General features: G+C 51.0%; 13 protein-coding genes. 11 read left to right on the plus strand and 2 right to left on the minus strand.

The window, feature by feature from the left end; all coding sequences use genetic code 11:
• The first annotated feature begins 205 nt into the window (after positions 1-205).
• From HDT28_06590 to HDT28_06635, 10 genes are all read left to right on the plus strand, one after another.
• Entirely contained in the window at positions 206-1,741 is a 1,536-nt protein-coding gene (locus HDT28_06590) for a Ppx/GppA family phosphatase (protein ID MBD5132232.1), read from the plus strand.
• Positions 1,742-1,867: 126 nt separating this feature from the next.
• Entirely contained in the window at positions 1,868-2,446 is a 579-nt protein-coding gene (gene maf, locus HDT28_06595; GenBank protein MBD5132233.1) for a septum formation protein Maf, read from the plus strand.
• Positions 2,421-3,434, plus strand: a complete 1,014-nt coding sequence (locus HDT28_06600) for an Hsp70 family protein (GenBank protein MBD5132234.1) — start codon at positions 2,421-2,423, stop codon at positions 3,432-3,434. The genes maf and HDT28_06600 overlap by 26 nt, the downstream gene beginning before the upstream one ends.
• Before the next feature lie 150 nt (positions 3,435-3,584).
• Complete coding sequence (gene minD, locus HDT28_06605) at positions 3,585-4,349, plus strand: septum site-determining protein MinD (GenBank protein ID MBD5132235.1); 765 nt, start codon at positions 3,585-3,587, stop codon at positions 4,347-4,349.
• A gap of 8 nt (positions 4,350-4,357) precedes the next feature.
• Positions 4,358-4,588 (plus strand): hypothetical protein, encoded by a 231-nt coding sequence (locus tag HDT28_06610; GenBank protein ID MBD5132236.1) that lies wholly within the window; start codon positions 4,358-4,360, stop codon positions 4,586-4,588.
• 125 nt (positions 4,589-4,713) lie between these two features.
• Positions 4,714-4,977 carry a hypothetical protein gene (locus HDT28_06615; protein ID MBD5132237.1) on the plus strand — a complete coding sequence of 88 codons (264 nt, stop codon included), beginning with the start codon at positions 4,714-4,716 and terminating at the stop codon, positions 4,975-4,977.
• On the plus strand, positions 4,978-5,877 hold the full coding sequence (locus HDT28_06620) for a hypothetical protein (protein ID MBD5132238.1): 900 nt from the start codon (positions 4,978-4,980) through the stop codon (positions 5,875-5,877).
• Between the two features lie 80 nt (positions 5,878-5,957).
• Positions 5,958-7,382, plus strand: a complete 1,425-nt coding sequence (locus tag HDT28_06625) for a DUF4132 domain-containing protein (protein MBD5132239.1) — start codon at positions 5,958-5,960, stop codon at positions 7,380-7,382.
• A gap of 92 nt (positions 7,383-7,474) precedes the next feature.
• The gene (locus HDT28_06630) at positions 7,475-8,965 is read left to right on the plus strand and encodes an Rne/Rng family ribonuclease (GenBank protein MBD5132240.1); all 1,491 of its coding nucleotides are present in this window, start codon (positions 7,475-7,477) and stop codon (positions 8,963-8,965) included.
• Positions 8,966-8,991: 26 nt separating this feature from the next.
• Positions 8,992-11,202 carry a hypothetical protein gene (locus HDT28_06635; GenBank protein ID MBD5132241.1) on the plus strand — a complete coding sequence of 737 codons (2,211 nt, stop codon included), beginning with the start codon at positions 8,992-8,994 and terminating at the stop codon, positions 11,200-11,202.
• A 184-nt stretch (positions 11,203-11,386) separates the two neighbouring features.
• Here the strand turns inward: HDT28_06635 and groL are convergent, their stop codons facing one another.
• Together groL and HDT28_06645 are read right to left on the minus strand one after the other, a co-directional pair.
• Positions 11,387-13,015 carry a chaperonin GroEL gene (gene groL, locus HDT28_06640; GenBank protein ID MBD5132242.1) on the minus strand — a complete coding sequence of 543 codons (1,629 nt, stop codon included), beginning with the start codon at positions 13,013-13,015 and terminating at the stop codon, positions 11,387-11,389.
• Positions 13,016-13,054: 39 nt separating this feature from the next.
• Complete coding sequence (locus HDT28_06645) at positions 13,055-13,342, minus strand: co-chaperone GroES (protein ID MBD5132243.1); 288 nt, start codon at positions 13,340-13,342, stop codon at positions 13,055-13,057.
• Between the two features lie 245 nt (positions 13,343-13,587).
• Here HDT28_06645 and HDT28_06650 point away from each other — a divergent pair, with 245 nt between their 5' ends.
• Positions 13,588-25,698, plus strand: a complete 12,111-nt coding sequence (locus HDT28_06650) for a hypothetical protein (GenBank protein MBD5132244.1) — start codon at positions 13,588-13,590, stop codon at positions 25,696-25,698.
• The last annotated feature ends 29 nt before the right edge of the window (positions 25,699-25,727 follow it).

Raw genomic sequence — 25,727 nt, forward strand, 5'->3', positions numbered from 1 at the left:
ATTTATTGTATCACACACGCAAAAATTTGTAAAGAGTTTTGACGAATTTTGTCATTTGCAATAGGCGGCGCTCGGGCGTAAAAACGGCATATATTGTGTTTTATAGTCGTTTTCGACGGAAAATAATTGAAATTTATTTGAAAAACCCCCTTTACAAGGTCAAAAAAGTGTGTTATACTTTAATTATTAAACAAAATGGGGCAGTATGTTTGCCTCGAAGGTGCTTGCTTTGAATAATATTGCTATTATAGATTTGGGATCCAACTCGGCACGGTTGGTGCTGGCTCACGTTATCAACGACGGGTATTTCGTCGTGTACGACGAGTTAAAGGAAAGCGTTCGGCTCGCGCAGGACATGGAGCGCGACGGGTATTTAAAGCAAGCGCGTATTGCTCAGGCGGTCAAAACGCTTAAAATGTTCCGCAAGCTGTGCGACGCGAACAACGTAGAAAAGATTTACGCGTTTGCGACCAACGCCGTGCGTAAGGCGAAGAATCAACGCAGTTTTTTGGAAGAGATAAATACGGTTTGCGGATTTAAAATGGATGTACTGAGCGAGGAACAGGAAGCAACGCAAATCTATTACGGCGTAATCAACTCGGTAGAAGTTCCTAAGGGCGTGATCATGGATTTGTCCGGCTCGTCCTTCCAGCTCATACAGTATAACAGGCGAATGATAGTAAACCGCGTGACCCTTCCCATAGGCACGATGACGTTATCGTCGTTATTCAACGAGAACACGACCCCGCTCCAACAAGCCCAAATGATAGAAACGTATATGCGCGACCAGTTCGCCGGCATCGAGTGGCTCAAAACGCTCGATCCCGAATATAAGTTCGTGGGCGTGGGCGGCTCGTTCCGCAACCTTGCAAGCATTGTTCAGCGCATAGAAAAGTACCCGCTCCCCATGGTACATAACTACCATATCGGGGTAGAAACGTTTAATAAAGTTTACGACATGATAAAGGTGTTGGACGGCGAAAAGCGCACCAAGATAAAAGGCTTGTCCGCTCAGCGCGCCGATATTTTCTGCGCGGCGCTTTCGAGCATAAAGAGCTTTTTGGACAGCACCGAGTTCGACGAGATAATCGTGTCGGGTTCGGGCATACGCGAGGGCTTTTTGTTCAACCATACCGTGCCTACCACGATAGAAAAGCCGATCACCGACATACTCGGTTATTCGATATATACAAGACTTCACTATTTCGATCTCAACGTGTCGCACGCCGAGCACGTTTGCAATCTTGCGATACAGCTTTATAAACAGCTCCGCGTACTGCACAAGCTTCCGCGCCAGTACGTGCGCGTTTTGAGGATAGCCGCGCTCATGCACGAAACGGGAGGGCGCATAAGCTTTTATAACCACTATAAACACTCGAACTACTCGATCATGAACTCCAATCTTTACGGCGTGTCGCACCGCGATCTAGTGCTGGCGGCGTTCGTAGTACGCGCGCATGACCTCGACGATATGTCGTACGCCGAGTGGAACAAGTACAGCGGTATCGTTCAGGAAGAAGATTTCGTAGCTGTCATGCGGCTTGCGGTAATACTGAGAATAGCTGACTCGCTCGACCGCTCTATGTCGGGCTCGGTCAAGTCGCTTACCTGCGACGTTCTCGGCGACTCTGTCATTATGAAGACCGAGGTGGAAGGCGATTGCTCACTCGAAATTAAGGACGCGCTCTCCGCGGGTGCGGATTTCGCCAAGGCGTATAAAAAGAACTTGGAAATTTTGTAAAATTCAGAATTAAGAATTAAAAATTAAGAATTGCGGACTCGCTACGCTCGTGATTATATAATTAAATTACCCCGTAGGGGTCATTAATTCTTAATTCTACATTCTGAATTCTTAATTAAAATCACAATGAAAATCGTTATAGCGAGCGCTTCGCCGCGGCGGAGAGAGCTTATAAAAAAGATAAAATCAGTAGAACCCGTATTCATGCCGACAGACGCCGACGAGGTAACGCTTGACGGCGCGACCGCGACTGCGGAAGCCAACGCGCGCATAAAAGGCGAGTGCGCCATGAAAAACACCGATTTACCGGTGCTCGCGTTCGATACGGTGGTAGGTATAGGCGGCGAAGTTTTCGGCAAGCCTCGGACCAAGGGTGAAGCCGTAAATATGTTCAAAACGCTGTGCGGCGCGACTCACGAGGTGGTTACGGGCGTGTTTTTGGGCTACAAAGGCAAAAAAATCGTAAAAAGCGAAAAAACATTGGTCACTTTTGGTGCATTTACGCCCCAATTGGTGTATAATTACATAGATAGCGGTGCGCCGTTCGATAAAGCGGGCGGATACAATATAGATGATATAATGCTTAAACCGCTTATCGAAAAGTTCGACGGAGAGTACGACAACGTAGTCGGCTTGCCCGTCGCGCTTACGGAAAAACTTATCGAGGAGAATTTACTAAATGGCGAAGATGGATATAGCGCTTGATCTCGGCACGTCGTTCACATCGATATTTGTATCGGGTAACGGCATTGTTTTGCGCGAGCCGTCGGTCATTGCGTACTTCGACGACGGAAGCAGGCGCCGCACGCGTGCGGTCGGAGCGGAAGCTTATGAAATGATGGGGCGCGCGCCCGAAAAGACCAAGATCGTATGTCCGATCGTGGACGGCGCGATCAAGGACGCCGACGCGTGTGCGGATATGCTCGGCGAATTCATGAAAAAGATTTTGCCGGAGTCGTACGTCTTTAAGCCGCGTGTTAATTGCATTCTCGGCGTTCCGATCGGTATATCGGTCGACGAGCGTAGAGCGTACGAAGAAGTGCTCATGCGCGCCGGCATCGACGAAATAACGATGATAAATAACGTTATGCTCGCGGGAATAGGCGTAGAACTGCCCGTATCGTCGGCGTTCGGCGGCGTGGTGGTGTCGATAGGCGGCGGCGCGACCGAGGTGGCCATAATCAGCCTTTGCGGTATCAAATCGGGCTGCGGCGTAACGATAGGCGGCGACATGATCGATCATGCGCTAATGGATAGAATAAGTGGTGCGTACCAGCTCGGTATCGGGCGTTCGACCGCGCGGCGCATAAAGGAAGAAGTTTGCAGTCTTATTCGCAACGACTGTGCGCAAACTACGGTCAGCGGCATGGACATGGAAACGCGCAATATCCGCACGGCGACTGTGTCGAGCGCGGAGCTGTTTGACGTCGTGTACGAATACTATAAGAACATAATCGAAGCGGTGGAGAACGTGCTCAATACCTGTACTCCGACTATCGCCGCAGAGATCCAGCGTTACGGAATATCGGTAGTGGGCGGCGGCTCGGAAATGCCCGGGCTTGCAGAGGTCATGACCAAGCGTTTGGGCTTGCGCGTAACGGTATCGCCCGACGCGCGGTACGCGACCGTGTTTGGCGGCGGTAAGCTTTTGTCGGACAGACCGCTTCTCGACGATATTCTCGCGCACGCGTAATCAATTAGGAATTAGAAATTAGTAATTAGGAATTAAAGAGGATATATTAAATCGCCACGCAGTGGTCAATCATTCCTAATTTTTTCAATTCGACATAACCCTTCAAAAATCCTCTTGCAATCAAGGTTGCGAGAGGATTATAATTTTAACATGAAGAGTATGGTTATCACTTCGGGCAAGGGCGGCGTGGGTAAAACCACGGTCACTGCATGTTTGGGAATGGCGCTCGCACGGCAGGGCTTTCGCGTCGCGCTCATGGACGCCGATTTCGGCTTGAACAATCTCGACGTGGTGCTCGGGCTGGAAGCGCGCGTGGTGTACGATATCGTGGACGTTATAGAAAATAGGTGTAGGGTACGGCAAGCGTTAGTCGAAGCGGATACCCGCAATCTGTTCTTGCTTCCGTCGGCGCACGGCTACCTCGGCGAAAGGGTTACGGCGCAAAATCTCAGGCTCGTACTTAACAGCCTTGCCGTTACGTTTGACTACGCGCTCGTCGATTGTCCCGCAGGGATAGAAGCGGGGTTTACTCGCGCGGTCGGCGCGTGCGACAGTGCGCTCGTTGTCACAACGCCGCATGTAAGCGCACTTAGGGACGCGAATAAGGTAATTACGCTATTGTCGTCGTATAGAATACCGTGTGAAGTGGTTGTAAACCGCGTGCGCGGCGATTTGCTCGCGAGCGGAAAAATACCCAGCCCCGGCGAGATAGGTGGGCTTCTCAAATGCACGGTCGGCGGCATAATACCCGAAACTGACGGCGTTTACAATATAACCGCGGTTCCGCGCAAGCCGTTCGATAGACTCGCTTCGCATATATCCGGTGGGTCGAGCGAGATAGTAGACCCCGCCGCCGAGTATCGCGGGTTTTGGGGAAGGCTCAAACGCAAGCTGAAAAAGGAAAGTAATAGGTAGGGTATAGAATGGGAGAAGTTGCGGAGCGCATTTCGCGCATGATAGAAAACGACGAGTTCGGCAACGTTAAACGCACGTTGCGCGTCGCGCAGAGCGATGTAATGGCGTTACTTAACCAGTTTATGCAGGTCGAAAAGCTCGACTTGTCCGTCGACAAGAACGAAAACGGCTATTTGCTCAAAATCACCGCCGAAGTGTCGCGCATCTATGACGTAGGCAAAACAAGCGAAGTAAATTAAGAATTAAGAATTCGGAATTAAGAATTGATGTCAAATTAAATCAATCCCCCGAATGGGGGTCAATAATTCTGAATTCTACATTCTGAATTCTGAATTAAAACCTTCTTTCTGTCATATATTATGGCATGGACAAGTATTCGGGTTGTAATGTAGTAGAAAGCAAGGTGACGACCAAGCCGACCGTCGAGCGCAAAAAAACGAAAAAAGACAGACCGTTGATCGGCTTTTTGATCCGGCTTTTGGTGGCGGGCGCGATTGTCGGGGGAATAGTCGCGTTGCATTATGTCGATCTTCCGTTCCTAGGGGCGGTAAGAACGGCGCTCGAAAAGGTGTTTTGCTACGACGTTTTCGGGCGGTCGGGGTTCGGCTCGTCGGCATATTTCGGATAAATGGCTAGATCTAAAACAAAACGACTCCGCAAGGCGGGCGAAAAAGCGGGCGAGGTGCGTATTTACATATCGCCCGTAATGTTCGTAATGGCGGTTTATTTCGTCGCAATGGGTATGGCGTATCAGTACGTTTGCTCTCTTGCGGCGGTGCTTTTGCACGAGTGCGCGCACGCCAAGGTCGCTAAAAAGCTCGGGTACGAGCTAAACGTTGTTAAGCTTATGCCTTATGGCGCGGCGTTGTGCGGCGACGTGCAGATGCGCGCTAAGCACGAGATAGCGGTCGCCGCCGCGGGTCCGATCTTCAATCTTATAACGGCGGCGCTGTGCGCGGCGTTATGGTGGTTGGTGCCGACTACTTACGCGTTCACGCAGGCGTTTTGCGCGTGTAATTTGTATATAGGTCTATTCAATTTGTTACCCGTGTATCCGCTCGACGGTGGGCGGGTAACTTTCGCGCTGCTGACAAAACGGCTTAACAGGGATAAAGCGTATAAGATCATGCGCATAATATCGGCGGTGTTCGGTGTGATAACGATAGGCTTATTCGCGCTGTCGGCGGTGTATTCGCTCAATCTGTGTTTATTGAGCGTAGGACTGTTCATGCTCGTGTCGGCGTTCGTGCCCGATAAAAAAGCTAAGTATACGACGGCGTTCGCGCTCGCAAACCGCAAATCGCGCATGGCTTCGCCGCTCGAAGTGCGCACTTTCGTGGTGTCGAGCGCCGCGCCGCTAGCTTCGCTCGTGACCATGCTCGACGCCGACCGTTTTACGAATTTCGAGGTGGTGAACGCCGATACGCTTCGCTGTATGTTCACCGTTGATGAAACCACACTTATAGACGCAGTCAAGGCGCACGGCTACGGTATGACGGCGGGGGGGCTGGATACAATTAAACATTAAAAAATATGAATTAATGATAAAAATGGATAAATTAGGGGTTTACTGTTGATTTTTTCAGCCGATTGTGCTATGCTTTTTACATGGAACTTTCGGAAAAAGTGCGAAATCTGTCCGGCGCGGCGCTCGACGAATTTTCACGGTCTTTATACGAGCGCGATACGGCGGGCTTTAAACAGCTTCTTGTAGAACTTACGCGTTCGCACACTATGCAGAGCTATCAAACGGTAGCCGTAATGATGAATAACGTTCCTCTAAAAGCGAGGGGCAAGAATAACTCGTTTGCGGGTGCGACCAAAGGCGTGTCCGTATACGACGCGTATTTTAACGAATATTTAAACGCGTGCGCCGAGTGCGGCTGCCACGCGGATGATTATATGCGGCTTTTGTTATCGGCGCAGTATGCCGATAAGTCGAGCCCGCTTTTCGGCTGGGACGAAAGCGTCGATAGGTATATCGACGACATGGCGCGCGAAGATTTCGATCGCGCCGCATATTTCATTGATAAGTACGACAAAAAATACCGCAAATACTCGATACTCGTTGAGGTCGACCGCGTGCGCGCCATAAACCGTCTTTTGGAAATGGCGCTCTACGGAAAGAAGATAGATAAGTCCGCCGTTCGAGACGTGCTCATGGACTACGATATGGTGACAGACGCGCTTATGACGCTTTACGGCAAATCGTCGGCGCACGAGCGGGTATCGATAGTAAGATTATTGCTGGCGTTCAAGTCCGACGTTCGGGTGAAGCGGTTTTTGGACGAGATCGTCGCGAACGACACCTCTAAGTCTGTGCGCGAAGCCGCGGCGGAAAAGCGCAAAACGAAAAATAAAGAAAACGCTTCGGCGTACTTCGAGCGACTCATGGCGGAAGGCACGCCCCTCGAACTTACCGAATGGAAAGAGCTTTTGCTCGATAAGGAATACCGCGCGATAGCCGAAAATATTTTCTTCTATTGCATGACGGATAGTGCGGACGTAAAGATATTGCTCTACGACAAAGGGCATTTTATAGACAAGAACGACCGTCCGTTCGAGCCGAAAGTAACCACGTTTATCTACGTTATGCACCCGCTTGACGTGCCGTCGCTCGGGCGGTTCGATATAATCCAGCCGTTCTTGCAGGTGAACCGTCCCATATACTCAAAAGCGGACGGGGAGGGATACTACACGATGCGGCTCGCCGGTACTATGATACTTCGCGACGAGTTTTACGCGAATATGAAAAAGTACGGCTTCGTATTTGCCGATAAGCGTTCAGACGCCGATCCCGATACCGCGATAAGCGTTCTTAACGATTACGCCGTGGCGATAGAATGCGATCTGCCGACTAGCTCGGACACTGTGAGCTGCGGCAAAATATCGTTTTTCCGCACAGCCGATTTAGTCAAGATCAGGCGCAAAACCTACTTAGGCGCGGCGCGCCCCGTCGATATTGCACTCATTCCGCGCAGAACGTTCAGCGAACTTATTTACGGCGCGAGCAAACTGTTCGCAAACGTGTAAATCGATAGACAAACGTGAAAAAAAGTGGTAAAATAAAAGAAGTGCCCGCACGTTTTGCTTGCTTATAATCGTATTACGCCTACGAGGTCGTTTTGAAAAGCAAAATTCTTGTTGATTACGAATCATATATGTGCAGCGTCGCCTTGCTGGAAGACGGTGTGCTTAAAGAATTTTACGTGGAAGATCGGGATACCGAGCGAATTACCGGCGATATTTATAAAGGTAAGGTCGTCAACGTATGTCCCGGGCTCGATTCCGCTTTCGTCGATATAGGCAAAAAGAAAAACGGCTTCCTAGCGGCGTCTGATATGCTCGAAAACCGCACGGCGCTCGAACGCTCGGGTAAGCTCCCCACGCGGCTTAACGTAACGGAAGGCGAGTTCATACTCGTACAAGCGGTAAAAGAACCGACGGAAACAAAGGGCGCGCGGCTGTCCGCCAACCTTTCCATTCCCGGGCGGTACGTAGTGTATATGCCGACCGTAGACTTTATCGGCGTATCGAACAAGATAACGGACGAAGCCACGCGCAAAAAGCTCTATGATATTCTGGAAAGCAACCGTCCGTCGCCCGAGTGCGGGTTTATCGCGCGCACGGCGGCAAAGGACGCCAAAAAGTTCGAAATAATCGAAGAAATCAAGTATTTCGTAAATATGTACGCGCGGCTATTGGATAAATTCAACGAGACGGACGGCGTCGCGCGGCTGTCTACCGACGGCGATTTGGTATTCAGAACGGTGCGCGACATTTTCAATTCGTCGGTTGACGAGATCGTTTGCAACAGCGCGGAGATCGCGCACAGGCTGTCGCAGGACCTTAACCGCAATCTGGCAAGCGCGGTAAAGGTTACCGTTTGCGATAACGAGGACGTGCTTAAAAAGTTCGGCATACTCGGCGAGGTCGAAAAGCTGTTAAAGACCAAGGTCGAGCTGCCGAGCGGCGGTAATATAGTTATTGACTACACCGAAGCGCTCACCGTAATAGACGTCAACTCCGCCAAGCATTTAGGTGATAACGACAGGGAAAACACTGTGTTCGACACCAACTGCGAAGCGGCAAAAGAGATAGCGCGCCAGCTGCGGTTACGAAATATCGGCGGCATGATAGTGATCGATTTTATCGATATGCAAGACCCGTTGCATAACGAGGAAGTCGTTGAGGTATTGCGTGACCATACATCGGTGGATCGCACGCGCACGCGCGTTTTGCCAATGACCGAGCTTGGGCTTGTGCAAATGACACGTAAAAAGGTGGGTACCGAAATCCAATCGGTGCTATTGAATAAGTGCAGCGCTTGCCACGGCACGGCGCACACGCAAACGCCCAACTTCATGCTGCGCAAGATAAAAGCCCATCTTTTCGAGATATTCAAGGACGAGAACTGCAAGGCGGCGATAGTGACCGTCAATCCCGAAATGTACGATATGCTCGAAAAAGGCGGTTGGCAGTTTTCTTACGATAAGTTCGGTCGAAAACCCGTATATGTCACGGCGAGCGTGGACGTCGCGCCCAACGTGTTTAAGATAAGCGCCAAGAGCGACGTAGTGCTGTCGCTTCCGTCCAAGGCGTACTTGCTCAACTAACCGATTGTCGAAACCGTGGAGGCTGCATGAAATACATCAATAAAGAATACGGTTTCGCGTTCCGCCCGCCGTTCTTCGATAAATTCCGCGAAGAAAGCGAGGTCGGTCCGCCGATAAGCGACGAGAACTTTCCCAACCGCTACATTACGGGCGTTGGGTACGATTACAATGCAATAAACGGCGCAATGCTCGTGGGCAGAAACGGGTCCATGTGGGGCGTGCGCGTGCTTTACTATTCCAATAAGAAATGGCTCGATAACGACGATTTCGTGCGCAATATCGGTAGCGCGTCGGCAAACACTGCCGATGGTAGCTTTGCGCATTTTACGAGCGGCCCGCTCAGCGTAAAATGGGTAAGGCAGAACGACCGTTCGCTCATTTTGCAGGTGAGCTCGCGCCGCAAGCTTAGGGTAAGAATTATATTCTATCCGTGCTACGACTGCCCGGGCGAAATGTCGATAGAGGGCGAAACGGTACGCGGGCGCAGTCCGCACCTTGCGATCGTTCCCGGCACGGTCGAGCTTACCGACAGTTCGGCGGTCTACCGTGGCAGATATTTGGTAGAGGACGACGTTTACCGCGAATATTTCTATGCGACCTCGTATATGTCGCCCTCGGATACCGCGAACGGCGCGTTCAACGAAGCGATCATGGAATTCGTTATCAACCGCCGTCAGCCGAGCGTTGCCGTGTATGCGTGCGTAGGCGACGACGACATTTTCGAAACCGAGATCCCGCGCTACGACAGGGTAAAGAGCATGATCGAAACGAGCGAGCTGCGTTACGGCGTTAATAAAACGATGGGAACGGGCGAGCTCGGCGGCGTGACAGAGCGGCTTTACAACTCGGTATTGTGGTCGCGCGTGTACTATCCCTATCTGTTGACCGAGATTTTCTCTCCGCAGCGCGCTTCGCTCGATAACCATTTCGATATGGACGGCACTGCCGAGAACTGCTCGGCGGTACTCGGTTGCTATACCGATACCGCGCTTGCGGTGCGCCAACTGCGCTATACGCTCGAGGACAGGATAATGTCGGTGTTCGCCGTGTGGCATAACTATATGCACCTTACGGATAAGAGCGGAATGCTCGCCGAATACCGCAAGCTTGCGCGGCTGTATCCGCCGATCGCAACGCCAGTCGTCGCCGAAAAGAACAAAAACGAGGTCGCGTACAAGCAGACCGATTCTCCGCTCAAAGAAAAGTTCAATCCCACGGCAATGTTCAGTTTGGATATGTCGTCGCTCAAACTCATGGCGTTCGACGTATTGGAGCGCATAGCCTCTCTGTTCGATTTGCCGGCCCGCGCCAAGTACCAAAAAGCAAAGCTCGATATGATAAAGATCATAAACGATACGTTCTGGTGCGACGGCGAGGGAATGTATTTGAATAGATACACCACGGGGCAGTGGGCTACGACTGTGGGCGCTACTTCGTTCTATCCGCTTCTTGCGGGCGCCGTCGACACTCGCGACAAGCTGTCTTTGATAATAAACAATCTTACCGATCCCAAACGGTTCTGGGGCGATTTTGTTATACCCACGCTGTCCATAGATAATAAGGAATACGGAAAACGCTCCAAACCCGACAACAACGGCAAGCGCACTCCGCCGTTTTTGGCGTATCGCGGCAGTATAGTGCCTTATATCAATTTTATAGTTTACCACGGACTCAAACGCTACGGGCTGGACGAGATAGCGGGAACCGTCGCGCAAAAGAGCGCCGCGCTGTGGGCGGCAAACGTTACGGACAGCGTCGAAAACTTCTCGGTGTACCTGCCGCGCGGCAGGCAGGCGCACTCGGACGATTACCTTTCCGCAAACGGTAATATGCTCGCGCTTATCGGCGTTCAGGAGCTTATCGATATAGAGTATTTCCGTCCCGACCTTAAAACGGCGATAGCGTTCGGCACTTTCGTCATGGGCACGAACGCCGTAACCAACTTGAAGCTGCTGGACAGAACGTACAGCATAGAGATAACCGACGAAAGCACCATGCTTATCATGGACGAAATCAATGTGTTCAAGGGCGACGGCGGCAAGTTCGTAGTGCGCAATTTCATGCTCGACGGCGAGGGCGGCGGCGAATTTATGATCGACGCCAAGCAGAATATAAGCATTAACCTCAACCTTCCCGCCAACAACAAGAAAACCGTAAAATACTTCTTTATTGTTCCGCTCGGTAAGTCCGTCATTAAAGCGGTCGGCGGCATGGTGAACATAACCAAAATAGAATAGCAAAAAAGAACGTTGTTTCGTGTATACGGCGGAACAACGTTCTTTCAATATATATGTCAAACCGATCGAATCGGTCTGTATTAGTATTATGTGCGGTATAAAGCAATTAATACACAAAAAAAGTGGTTGTAACAAAAAGTTTTGTACAACCAGTTTTAATATTTAATTACTAATTTCTAATTGATTAGTACATTCCGCCCATGTCGCCTGCGGGAGCGGGAGGAGCGGGCGGAGTGGGGATGTCGCAGACCGCCGACTCGGTGGTGAGCAGGGTAGACGCGATCGAAGCGGCGTTTTGGAGCGCCGAGCGCGTGACCTTGGTCGGGTCGATAATGCCTTTCTTAACGACGTCGCAGTACTCGTCGTTAAGCGCGTCGTAGCCGTAGTTTACGCCCTTGCCGGACTTAACGACGGTATTAACGACGACTGCGCCGTCTACGCCCGCGTTGACCGCGATCTGTTTAAGCGGTTCTTCGAGCGCCTTGCGGATGATGACTGCACCCGTCTTTTCGTCGCCTTCGAGCGTGGCGATGAGTTTATCGAGAGCGGGGATAGCCGAAAGCAACGCAACGCCGCCGCCGGGAACGATACCTTCCTCGACAGCCGCGCGGGTAGCGGCGAGCGCGTCCTCTATGCGCAGCTTTTTCTCCTTCATTTCTACTTCGGTAGCCGCGCCGACGTTGATGACCGCAACGCCGCCCGCGAGCTTGGCAAGCCGTTCTTGAAGCTTTTCGCGGTCGTAATCGCTGGTGGTGTTCTCCATCTGCGCTTTTATCGACTTAACGCGCGCGTCGATATCGGCTTTATTGCCTTTGCCCTCGACGATCGTGGTGTTATCCTTGTCGACCTTAACGGTCTTGGCTCTGCCGAGCATGGAAAGATCGGCGTCTTTAAGCTCGATACCGGTGTCGTTGGAAATAACGGTGCCGCCCGTAAGTACGGCGATATCGCGGAGCATTTCCTTGCGGCGGTCGCCGAAGCCGGGAGCCTTGACGGCTACGCAGTTGAACGTGCCGCGGAGCTTGTTGACCACGAGGGTAGCAAGCGGTTCGGACTCTATATCGTCGGCGATAATGAGCAGTTTAAGCCCCTGCGAAACGATCTTTTCGAGTATGGGAAGGATCTCTTGGATATTGGAGATCTTGTTCTCGGTGATGAGAATAACGGGATTGTCGAGCACAGCTTCCATTTTTTCGGTGTCGGTGCACATATAAGGGGAAGCGTAGCCGCGATCGAACTGCATGCCCTCGGTGAACGTGAGGTCGGTCGTCATGGTCTTGCTTTCCTCAACGGTGATAACGCCGTTGTTGCCGACCTTTTGCATAGCTTCGGAAATAAGCTCGCCGGTCTTTTCGTCGGAAGCGGAGATAGCAGCGACCTGCTTGATAGCGGTCTTGCCGTCGACCGTCTTGCTTATGGCTTTGAGCTGAGCAACGGCTTCCGCAGTCGCTTTCTCAATGCCTTTGCGTACGATCATGGGGTTTGCGCCCGCCGCAACGTTTTTAAGCCCTTCGCGGATAATGGCTTGGGCGAGTAGGCAAGCGGTAGTCGTGCCGTCACCGGCTACGTCGTTGGTCTTAACCGAAACTTCTTTAACGATCTGCGCGCCCATGTTCTCGAACGGATCTTCGAGCTCAACCTCTTTGGCGATGGTAACGCCGTCGTTGGTGATGAGCGGTGCGCCGTACTTTTTGTCGAGAACGACGTTACGACCTTTCGGTCCGAGCGTTATCTTGACGGTGTCCGCAAGGGTATTAACGCCTTTTTCGAGAGCTTTACGGGCCTCGTCGCCCGTCTTAATCTGTTTAGCCATGATAAAAACTCCTTTTCTTTATTATATATAGTGATTAAATCAGTCCTCGACTACGGCGAGAACGTCGCTTTGGCGCATAACGGTAAACGTTTTGCCGTCAACCTTAAACTCGCTGCCGGCGTACTTGGAATAAAGTACCTTGTCGCCGACTTTGACGACCATGGTTACGTCCTTGCCGTCGACAACCCCGCCGGGGCCGACTGCGGTAACGCGTGCGATCTGCGGTTTTTCCTGATCTTTGGCGAGCAGGACGATGCCGCTTTTGGTTTTCTCCTCTGTTTCCAAAGGTTCGATGACTATACGGTCAAACAACGGTTTAATGTTCATTACAAATCCTCCGAAAATATTTTATGAACACCGATATCATAGCCCATATAATAAGAAAAGTCAAGCAAATAAAAAAGATAATTAGCTCCGAATTTACCGCACGCAAAAAATAATCGCTATTTGTACGACAAAATTTGGCAGAAAGTGTTGACAAATTGTGAACAATATGTTAACATTTACCTGTATACATACGAAATTATGAACAAATTGTAAACAAACGGTTTGTTTTCGTAGTGAGGTAGGGTATGAAAAACCGTCCAAACAACACAAATAGACTTCATCTGAGCGGAATGCAGCGTGCGCTGATACTGATAGTCGCTTTAATTACGGCTATCGCGATATCGGTTACTTGCGCGGTGTGCTTTAACACTTTCAGCCCCGCGTCGTCGGTAGATAACGTGGAGCAGGAAGTCACGACTTCCGCTAACCGCGGTACGCTTACGGGCGACCAGAGCGCACCGGGTAAGCTTAATAACGGCGACGTTATTACATACGCTTATACGGGCGGCGTACAGTCGATTACGCTTCCCATCGGTGAATTCCAATTCATCGTCAACGGCGCGGCGGGCGGCAACGGCTATTCGGCGTATGCTGCGGCGGCAGGTAAGGGCGGCAGAACGACCGCTACTATCAAGCTTACAGCGGTCACTACTATATATATAGTTGTAGGCGGCAAGGGCGCTAATTTCCCCGGATCGTCTAAAGGTACTGCTTCGGGCGGATACAACGGCGGCGGTAATGCTAAGTCCAACCGTACGTGCGGTCACGGCGGCGGCGGTGGCGGCGGCGCAACCCATATCGCTACGGCTACCGGTACGCTTTCTTCGCTTTCCGGTAATACGGGCGCGATTCTTATCGTTGCCGGCGGTGGCGGCGGTGCAGGTAATGCCAACTCGACTTCCTATTACGGCGGCGGTGGCGGCGGCGCAAAAACAGGCGGCTCGGGCGTAGTCGCCGGTGGCAACGCCGGTCTTTATGCCAACGGCGGACAAACGACCACGGGCGGTACTTGCTCCGGTACTAATCCAGGCGGGGCAGGCTCGTTCGGCGTCGGCGGTACGAGTACCGGTAAGAGCAACTACAGCGGCGGTGCCGGAGGCGGCGGCGGTTATTACGGCGGCGCTGGCGGCGCAGGTCCCAGCACTTGTAACTGTTACGGTGGCGGCGGCGGCGCGAGCTATGTAAAAAGCACCATGACGAGCGCCGTATACGAGCGCGGTGTCAGCACGAACACGGGCAATGGTAGTGCTACCATAAATGTCATAAACGTAAACCAAAAACCTGTTTCGGCAGGCAAATCTTACAGCATCAACCGTTCGGGCGGCTCGACCGTAGTCAACGCAAGAGAAATCGCAACCGATCCCGACGCAACCAAAACCAATCTTTTCTTTACAGACGGCGTTGCGGGTAGCCTTACTACGCTTACCAAAAATGCTTCGACCGGACTTTACCTTAACTCGGCTTGCACCACTTCCGCCAGTAAATATCTGACTTGGGAATGGACGAGCGATTATCAGATTACCGTTAAGTCGGTAAAATTGTACCCGCGTAACGGTATAGACGGCTGCACATTAAACGGCAGACTCACGTTATACGCAAAGGTACGCGACTCGTACGCAAACACTCCCGCGCAGTACGAGTGGAATACCGTATCCTTCACCTTTACCGTAACGCCTCAAGCTTTGGGACAAAGATCGACGACTACTACGGGTGTGGAAGTAACGGGCGGAAGTGCCGATAACAGCTACTATATCGGCATGTCGAAGCGTAATGCGATAAGCTCGACCGAAACGAGTTTAAGCAAAGATAACCTTTATAACCCTAACGGTACTACCCGTTACACGGTAAACATTAAAGCGCCCCTTCAAAAGGACGTGCCTTTCGTGATCAAGGCGAGCGACTTAATGACCAATGTAAACAGCCTTGATATGGCGGTAATTGCGCTCAACTCGACTACTCAGATCACGGGTAATAATCCTAAGTTTATTATTCAGGAATACGATCGAACTGCGAGCCTTACCGATACGATAAAACCTATTATTTACAACAAGAGCAAGGTTCAGGTCGCCAACGCATTTACGCAGATTACTTTAATTTGTAAAACTCCCGATCCCGAATATCAGGTATTGTCGGTCACGCTGTATGCGGTAGAAAAGAATACGGCGTATACCACCGAGAAGAACGTTTCGGCGGACGTCAATCCGATAACCCTCGATATTGTATTCAAGATGGATAATAACCGTCCTACGGTAGTAAACACCGTCAACCCCACGGTTACGCTTACTCCCATGACGGCGACAAACGTTAATATTTCGAGCTTCTATAACGACGCCGATACGGGTACGCTTACCGCGTCTACCCACTATATTCGTGCCGTAAAAGTTCCCGAAACCGAGTTTATTCAGCTCGACAAGTACGGCAACGTAGTATCGACCGTCAGCGGCGGCGCGTCGTACTTCAACGTCGTGCCGAGCGGCGCAACCGCTTCGAGCTCGTCGTTCACCGACAGCAACACTCCCGCCAATAACTCGCTTACTTCTGGTACGCTGGTCGGCGGCGGTTTCTCTACAGGCTTCCAGGATTGGTACATAAGCAACGGCGCGTCCAACAGCGCGTTCGTTCAGTACTCGTTCTCTAACATGACGCTCTCGCTTACCGGCTTGCGCGCCACGTATAATATGTACAGACCCGAACGTACGGCGGGCGGCGCTGGCGGAAAGGGTAAATCAATTACCGGCGGTTCGACGGGCGCTCCTACGACCACGGACGTTACGATAAACAACCCCGGTCATTTCTATGTTCTTTTGAATATAGTCGACAGAAACGATACCAACGATGCCGGTATATGGTTGCCGCTCGGTATTATCGTCAGCAACAAAGCTCCCACTACGACCAATATCGAGCGTAACGGCTCGGGCGCGAGCGAAATGCCCACTGCAAGCGGCGTAGCGAGCGATAGCAGCATATTCTACTTCACCCCCATGGGTATTACCGTAGATCGTAAAACATACCCGCTCGGCGTGTATGCTACTGGCACCGACGCGAACAACAAGATTAAAACCTCTTCGACAAATCTTCAACCGCTCGCTTCGGACTCCGATAACTACTATACGACAAGTCTTACTTACGATAGCAAGCTCAACGAGCTCGTTCAGATTACTTCTACGATAGAAGCAATCTACGACAGCGTTATCAAGAACGACGTTACAACGGCTCAAAAATACTTTAAAGCCGAATTTATCGATATATATGTACCCACAACCTATTTCGGCGGCAGGGTACAGACTGCAAACGTTGTAGACAGCACGGGCAAGTCTAATCAAACGGTAACCGTCGATATCGGCGGAAGCGACGTTTTGTGCGTAAAGCTCAAGGGTATTAAGATTACGCTCAAAAACTATACGCACAATAGGTACTTGTTCGCAAACGTTGCGCTCCGCGACAGCTCTAACGCTGTGGTTGCAAACGGCGCCAATATCGCAATCAACGTAACAAATACCGCGCCTACAAACAACAATTCGGAAAACGTCGCCACCATTAACTATAAAGATGACGGCAAAACGGTAACCAGCTCCTACACCGTTAGGGACGGCTTTGCCGAGATTACTTACAATATGCCCGTAAACTCGTCGGCGCTCATATCTCCCTATGATTTATTGTGGGACGGCAATCTCACCGCTGACGGCATAAACTATCCTACGGACAGCAACAACTTATCCGCCGATACAACCAACCATGCGTTTACACTCAACGGTTTGAGTGGCACGTTCATTAACGGTCAGTTCAGCGTAGACGATAAGTCTACTGGTTCGGGCAGAAAGATAGACGGTTTGGCGGCACCCGTAAAGGCGACCAATGCCAACGGCGACTATTCTTCGGAAACGTACAAAGCCAACCTTAAAAACACGATAGCGTTACTCAACGAAACGCGTAATTTCGGCACGCTCTCGTCGACCAATATGTTCGGCGGTGCGCTCGAAACCGTTAAACCCACTTACGTTGACGGCTTGTTCTTCGCGCGTACGACCGATAGCTCCAATCTTGACGGTTATCTTTTCGATCCGTATAAGGCCGACGCGTCTAAGTATGAAACTCCTTCGATTGTAGGCGGTTCGTACATATCGTACTCGTGGGGCAGCAAGATCCGCTTTGCCGACAGCAACGGCAACTACACAACTGCCAACACCTATAACCTCGATTATATCGTAATTACTGCGCTCAGCCGTACTCAGGTTGCGCCGGTTGAAATCGAGCTTAATGTTCGCGACAGAATAGGCGCGGGCGCTTCGGGTAGCGCGCAGGGCATATCCAAGATCAAGATTGTAATCAACATTATTAACAGTGCGCCGAAGGTACAATACGAGCGTATTTATACGCTTTCTACTTCGCCTATACAAACCGGCACGCTCAATAACGCCCAAGAACTGCCTTACGGTTCGGACGGCAAAACCACGATTGCTCAACCGTCCACTATCATTTTCCGTTCCGGCGCGTCCGTGAATAAGGAAGACCGTTATAAAGATTTCCTTACTGATAACGAAGGCGACGGCATCATGTTCTACACGACCAACCCTGTTCGTGTATTGGACGCATTGACTAACGGAAGCGACGCGGACGGTGCCGGCAATAAATACCTCGGTAGCTATATCGACGTAACGCTTACGAGCGAAACGCTCACCATTACAGCGCTTAACTCCTCGCAGAATATAAACACTCTGTATGTGTTCTTTGACGTAACCGACGGCAGGTCCTCGGACGGCAGAACTCTCGACAGCAGCACGTGCTACATAAGAGTTCAGGTAATCAACGCGCCTATAACTGTCAACACCGGCGATAACGGTTTTGATGAAGTGGGCGATAGGAGCTACCAATGGACGGTGGAAACGGTCAATAATTCCGATATAACCCGTACTCGCTATTTCGCTTCGAGCGACGACGCAGTTGCCGCGCTTACTAACGGCGAAACCATGCAAACGGCTTCGTTAAGCGTTGCGACCGCAGGTCAAATCAAAATCTTATCGACCGATACCGATATACTTCAACGCCCCATTCTTCAAGTTCGCGATAGCGCTTTGTCTTATCAACGTGCTACCGTCACCGATTTCGCGACGATGAAGAACTTTGTTCCTACCGTTGGCTTCGACGCACATTCCGCAGTTCGACTTATGATAGGCGACAAGTCGACAAACGTTGGCGCAGTCGGAACGTACGTAAGCAATTACGACGTAATCTATTTCGTCAACGGTACGGCTTATAAGGCGAGCGAGCTTGCGGCAAAAGACGCCGCGTGGTGGCAGACAAACGACATGTGGGAGTCGTTCTTCGACAGTCAAGGCAGGTGGATAGTCGGCGATTGGGCAATCAGCATTACGCCCAGAACATATTCTACCGACGATTCGTATATTACGGTCGTTCCCGCTTTGCGCGACGAAACGGTCTTCGGCGGCGATACCGCAGGCAGCAATACCGCTTATAAAGACGGTAACGATAAGCAGGCTGTTGTATCTATTTCCAACGAAAATCATTTCCACTTGTACGTTCAGAGTATGGGTATTATCCCGTATACCTACTACAACCAGTTCGGCGGTTATTACGTAGTTGCCGATTATGATGGAACGAAAAACTATATTTCCACCTACGACGGCACACAAACGTCGGTTTACGACGCAGATCAGGCAAACCTGTACTTGAACGGCAGTAACCAAATTGTTACGTCTAGCGGTACCGAGCTTAAAACTCGTGCTCAGGGCGAAGCCGACCAAACTAACGCGGGTATTCATTCGGGCGAAGTATACGTTCCCGGCAAGGAATACGCTTATCAGACGGCTGATACTATTGCCGCAAATAACAATGCGGAGGTTGCGTTTAAGTACAGCGATACGATCAACGTTGCCGCTAATAAGTCTTACACGTATGTACCTATGAGCTACTTCGCAATGCGTCCTTCGTATACGGAAGTAGAAGATAACGAGCTTAAGTTTACTCAATCGTCCTTCGTTGCGTACGATTTGGGATTCCTCGAAAACAGCACGACCGCTTATCAATATCAGCTTAACTCCGACAACATTTATAAGGCGTTAACTCTTACCGATAACAAAGGCGGCAAGTGGACGGGCGAAACGCTTAATCAAAACCCTTACGTAACGTTTACGAGATATACGAAAGACTCCGCCGAGTTCATGACTACGTTAAACAGCCCGTACTTCAATAACGGTTTGGCTATTCCTTCCGTTAACGAGAACGGCGCGTTGAGTATTTTCAGTACCGGCACTTATAAAAACAATTTGATCGGACCCGAAGGCAGATTGCTTTACCTTCAAGGTCATCAGCAAAACCTTATCGAAAATACGTTCGGTATCGGTCTTGCCAAAAAATCCACCCGTTCGAGCGAATCTTCGCTTACCTTGACCGTTAAGGTCGCGGAATGTCAGTACGTAGGTGCGACTTCTAACGTTCAAAGGGCGAGTAACTCGACTTCTACGGGCGAGGGCGGCAAAACGGTAAGCAACACCGCTACGCTGTCGTTCAAGATCGAAATAGGCAATGCCGCAGTTGATCTCGTTACCGCCGGTAACGAGAGGGACGGCGTCGTTTCCTCCGATAACGGCTACCACACTAGGTTGGATCTCACCACCGGCGGCGCAGCCAAGTCGATACAGCTCGTTCGCGACGGCACTTCGATCACCAATGCCGACGACGTTATTAACGTTAAGTTTAAAGACGATGACGTTGTGCGTAATGCGGATAACAGCATCAATACCTCGTTGTCCGATAACGCATACTTCTATACCGAATCGCTCACTCCCATGTCTACGCTCGGCGGCGCGCGCGCAAGAGAGCATACGGTCGTAGGCGATACGGTTGTATTTACCAACGCTATCGACGCTACGAGTTCGCCTGCGGCGCAGAACTCGCTCAGAAATTACTTCGGTTCGCGTAACGCTACTACGTATGCGTTCTCTAAGGCGAGCGCAACAAATCTCGATTTCGTCAACTTCGAGACTACTGAGGACGAAGATTCGGGAGAAACAAAATACGCGTTCCAGCCCAATGGTGGTATTTACGGTACCAATATGGGCGGGCACTCTTTGGAGGGTTACAGCAAGTTCTTCAGAACGAGCGTCAGCCCCGACGGTACGCGCCTTACCATTACGCCGCTTGCCAAAACCACGCTCAACGCCGAAATGACGACCGATAAGGGTCTTAGCGGCGACGCGCTTAAACAATATTACAACGAGCGCGGACTCGAATACGTTGCGGCCACTACGGGCGGCGTAGGCTATTACCCGCTTAAAATACTTATTTACGACAGCCACGGCGACGGCCCCGAACAGGGCTCGTTCGTATCGCTCGAAGTTCGTGTGTATATCAGCGGTTCGGAGCCCACGCTTTCGAGCAACCTCGAAAACGATACCAGCATAAGCGGAAGCACGGGTAACAAGAAGATAACCGTACAGCTTCCCGTAGGCTCCACTTATCAGTTCAGCCTTACCGACGTTATCAGCTCCAATTCGCTTTTGTCCAAGAGCGACGACCAAGGCTCCGGTTCTTTCGATTGGTACTGGAAGAGCGATTACACCACGCTTGTAAATAAGGTTTCGGCTGTGCAAGGCGGTATGTATTCCGATAGGTTCAGAGCGGATACCGGTACTTACCTTAAATCGCCGTTCGAGGGATGGAGCGCTACAACCAACTCGCAACTCGTTAACGGTACGGCCAAGTTCTCCGACGGTAACAAGATCAAGACCGCGCTCGGCAGCCTTCCTGACGTTATCATGTATATGGAATACGACGACACGGCGACGCCTGCTCTTTCCGCGAACAGCAAGCCCATGTCGAACACCATTCAGATAAGGGTAAACCGCAGAACCACCTATCTTGGACAGTCGTATAAAAACTTCAAGTTCTCGCTTACGTTTACCGATAACGAGAACCACACGACCAAGACCCTTACGATTTACGTAGAGGTCGTCAACCAGGCCCCGACGATTCGTACTTCCGCTTCGCACGATAAGGCGCAAGAGCTTAAAATGCGCGTAGGCGACTATTTCACGATCGTTACTACGCCTTACGATAGGTTCCTTGGCGCTGAAACCGGTATTACGTTGTCCGACTCGGCTAAGAACTCTACTTCCTACGGCATGCTTCAAACGCCGCGCAACATTTCTCAGCGTAACCTTTGCATGGCTGCCGGCGACGCGGGCTTCACTTCGTCGACAGTGCAGTATAAGAATCTTACGGAAGCTAACCTCAATAAGGAATATTCCGAAAATGCCAGTAACAGAGGTTACAAGCTGCACGATTATGTTCCCGATAACGGCGCGCTCCAAAACCTCGGCTATCTTGCCGTTGCGGACGACGATACGCCTTGGGGACTCAGAATAGAGCGTGTTCAGTATTACGATAGCAGCTGCTTTAACGTTGCCCGTCAGTGTGACTTGATGCCCGACGAGGGCAGGGCAAGCGGCGGCACGCTTCGTCCGCTCGACGTTGTCGTGGTTGCGGCAAGGGTATGCACGAAGATGCCCATCACTATCACCGTTATCGACGGTGACGGCGCTCGTGCAACGTTCACCATGTACGTAACGGTAGAGAGCTCGTCGCCCGTAGCGATTGCCGAAGGCGACAAAGATCACAACCTTTGCTCGGCGCTTAATACCGTTGGTAGCACCGCAGGCGTATACGAAACGTATATGAGCGCTTACAACGCCACCGGCAACAACGTACACGAAAGAGTCAGCGTCAGCTTGGACGGCGGCGACAATTACGTCTCCAAAACGCTGTACGGCGAGTTTACCGTCAATATCAATGAGATTGCATACGATCCCGATGTTGAGGATAACAACAATATAGCAATGTATTGTCCCTCCAACGAATACGACGCGTTCATGCTTAACGGCATGCCGCTGACCAAGATCGGATTGCATTACTACAACGATATTTACGATATACAAATAACCGACAACACTTATCAGAGTTTCAGAGTACGTTGCTTAACGTACAACCCCGATAGGGATAGCGACGAGCTTACGTTCTACGTTCGCGACTGCGGAAACAACGTGTTCCAGAACGCTATTCCGATCACCATCAAACTGCATACGTTCTACTCGTCCATGACTAACGATTGGCAGTATGCGAGCAGCAAGATCACCCCGCAGGGTCAGTTCAATTCCAATCTTCGTAACGTAATCGACACCGTTTACGTTAAGGGCTACGACGACTATACGGGCGTAAGCGCGTACGTCAAAGAACTCACGGAAAAGGAAAATGAGCTCATAGTAAAAGAGGAGCTCAAGGAAGAGGATAGGACGCGCATTGCGGGCGTAGACAGCACCTATCAATTCCTCAACTACGGCGGCATGAAAGCTTCCGTCGATCAGGACGAGGCTACCGATAAGAGCTGGGGTATCAACGACTCCGACGTCATCAACCGTAAAGCTAACGCTACGGTAACGGAGCTCCCGTACAACCTGAACTACGATGTTCGCGTTTATGCGTTCATGAAGATGAACGAGGCGGATAACACCGTTTACGATCCGCTCTCGCTTACGGAAGCTGCGCAGCTTCTTGACATTTCGAATACGCAGTACAACAACCACTATATTTGGCTCAAAGAGAGCGTGCTCAACTCCGCACGTCAAAACTACCTTGTAGGCGGTATCAGCGCGGTCGGCAGTACGTATACGGTCAATAAGTCGCTGTTGATGTTCATCAATAAATACTTCGTGTTCGATATTGGCGAGGATGGCGTTTCGCTCACGCTTCGACCTGTAACTTCCAACATTAACACCGATATCTTGATGTACGTCGAGATTGAGAAGCAGGTTAGCGACCGTAGCTACAAGACTCGCGACGCTGCTATCAAATCCGGTTCGATATTCTACGTCAAGGTTAAGGATAGTGCGCCCACCGTCAATACCAATTCGAGCGTGCTCGAATTCAGCGGCAAGGTTGGCGAGTACCATGACTTCCCGATATTCGACAAGACCAACCCGTTTGCTTCCATGTTCAACGATTCGGACGTAGAAGACACCGTGCGTGTAAACGGCTTTATCTCGTCGGGTAATACAAACAATGATTACGCCGAAGCGCTCGCCGACGCAGACTGCGATTGGCAGGCAGCACCCGGTAAAGACCGCGCTATCGAAATAACCATCAACAACGATGATGTGCCTTCGGCAAGCGGCATACCTGCGCACTCGCTCCGCATTAAGGTGCTTCGTCGTATCGATAAGCGCAATTCCGACGGTTCGTACGCAAACGAGGTTAAGTTCCCTGTAAATATTTGGGGCTTGGATAAGTCTAACGAGAAGATCCGTGCAACCCTTTACATTACGATTCAGAACTCCGATATTGCGTTCAATACCGAGCAGCTTGAAAAATCTGCGCGCTTCTTCGACGCGAACGGCGTAGGTTACGAGATTTACGTTCCCGAAACCGTTGACGAGAAGGCCGAGAAGTATTCTTACGCGATAGACGTTAAGGTCGCACCCAACGAGGGCGCGCTCAACGTTAATCTCGTTGCCGATCACTGGTTTGCCGACCCCGACTTTACGTCGAGCGCGGCGGATACCGACTCGTTCAGGTTGATTAAGCCGGCAAGCGCAACTAACGAAAACTTTTACGTTGTAAACGGAGCGCTTCAAGTCAAGAACGCTTCCGGTGAAGAATCGATTGCTACGATCACGCCTATTTACGGCAACAACGGAGTAAACGTCGACCCTTATCACTTCATGGGATTCAGCGTTGTCGCTAACTCGCATACCCGTAACATTGAAGGCGCCGCGTACATTCGCGTAATCGACCGAAGCGGAACAGGCGAGAACACCGAAGATGCAGGCATAACCATTCGCATCAACGTTCAGGTGCTTAACGCCGCGCCTACCGTTAAGAGCAAGGATATTCAGAAGTTCTCGGTAATAGGTTCGGATACCAAAGACGGCGATCCTATCATTATTAAGGTTTCTGACTACGTAGAGGACGTCAACGGCTCCGATAAGCTGTATATCGTCGGTATGCTTCCCATCAAAACAGATGACATGGATATTCACTGCACGATCGGCACCGATAACGGCGGTAATATCGTCAACGTCGAGCTTGTGGACGGATCGATAGACCAGCTTCGCATTATCCCGCGCAAGGGCTTCTACGGCACGCAAGACGTTTCGATTGTAGTGTCTGACGGCGATCTTATGAACGATCCGGACGCGCGTACGGTATCGTTCAGCGTACGTGTAACGTCCATCTACGATATAAATAACGTTATAGACCTTAATCGCGTAAATGCGATACGCAGTATCCCGACCAAGGTAACTTCGGAAATGCTGTTCAACGAAGTAACCGATACTTACGACAATACGTTGAGCATCGGCACCGGCGACGGTTCACCTTCCGCTGTAGCGCTCGCTTCCGATGACGAAGAAAAGACGTTCAACCCCGGTCGCGACTACGTAATAACCGGTTTGTCCACGATTTCGCCCGACGTGACCATAGGGCTCGACAACGATGGTGACTGGTCGTTCGTATGCACGCGCGAGATTGAGAGCGTTTCGTTTGACGTAACATTCGTTAAGCGCACCGATATCGAGAACGGTGTGGAGAACCCGACCACATATACTCGTCAGTTCCCTGTGACGGTCGGCAAGAACCACGCGCCTACGCTTCTTGATAACTTCACGCGCGCGACAGGCTACACGTTCTACACCCGCGAGTCCGATTACGGTCTGGACGGCAACGGCACGATTGCTCTTACTACGGGCATGCTGTTTACTGACCTTGACCTCGAACTCGGCGACAGATTGTTGTTCGATCCCAACGCCATGAGCGTCACGTCGCCCACAATGGTTTCGCTCCGCGTAAGCGACGATAGGACGATACTGTACCTTACTTATAACTACAAAGGCGAGACCGATCTTACAATCGGCGTAGTCGACCGCACGGGTGAAACGACCAAAGCGACTATCCACGTCAAGAATGTCGACCGTCCGTCGGCGCCGTTCATGAGCTTGGTCAAGATAAGCGTCGAAACTTATCCGTATATCTGGTTGGGTGTCGGCATAGGCATACTCCTGCTTATCCTTCTCATCATCTTGCTCATAGTATTGCTGAAACGCCGCAAGCGCAAACGCGAGGAACTCGAAGCTGTGCTTATCTCCGAGCTCGAACTCGAAGAGCAAATGCTCCGTATCGCCAATACTTCCAATGCAATGTATCAGTCGTTCGGATATCTGCCTCCGACCATGCCTCAGCAAGCTGATCCCGGCTTAATGATCGGCGGCGGTAGCGCAGCGCCCAATAACAACGTAATCGGGCTTAACCCCGGCGACAACGGCGTGTCTAACGACAGCGATATGTAGTAACAACAATCAAAACAGCCTCTCTTGAA

Source organism: Clostridiales bacterium (genome assembly GCA_014799665.1).
In the GTDB taxonomy this organism is placed as follows: Bacteria; Bacillota; Clostridia; order Christensenellales; family Pumilibacteraceae; genus Anaerocaecibacter.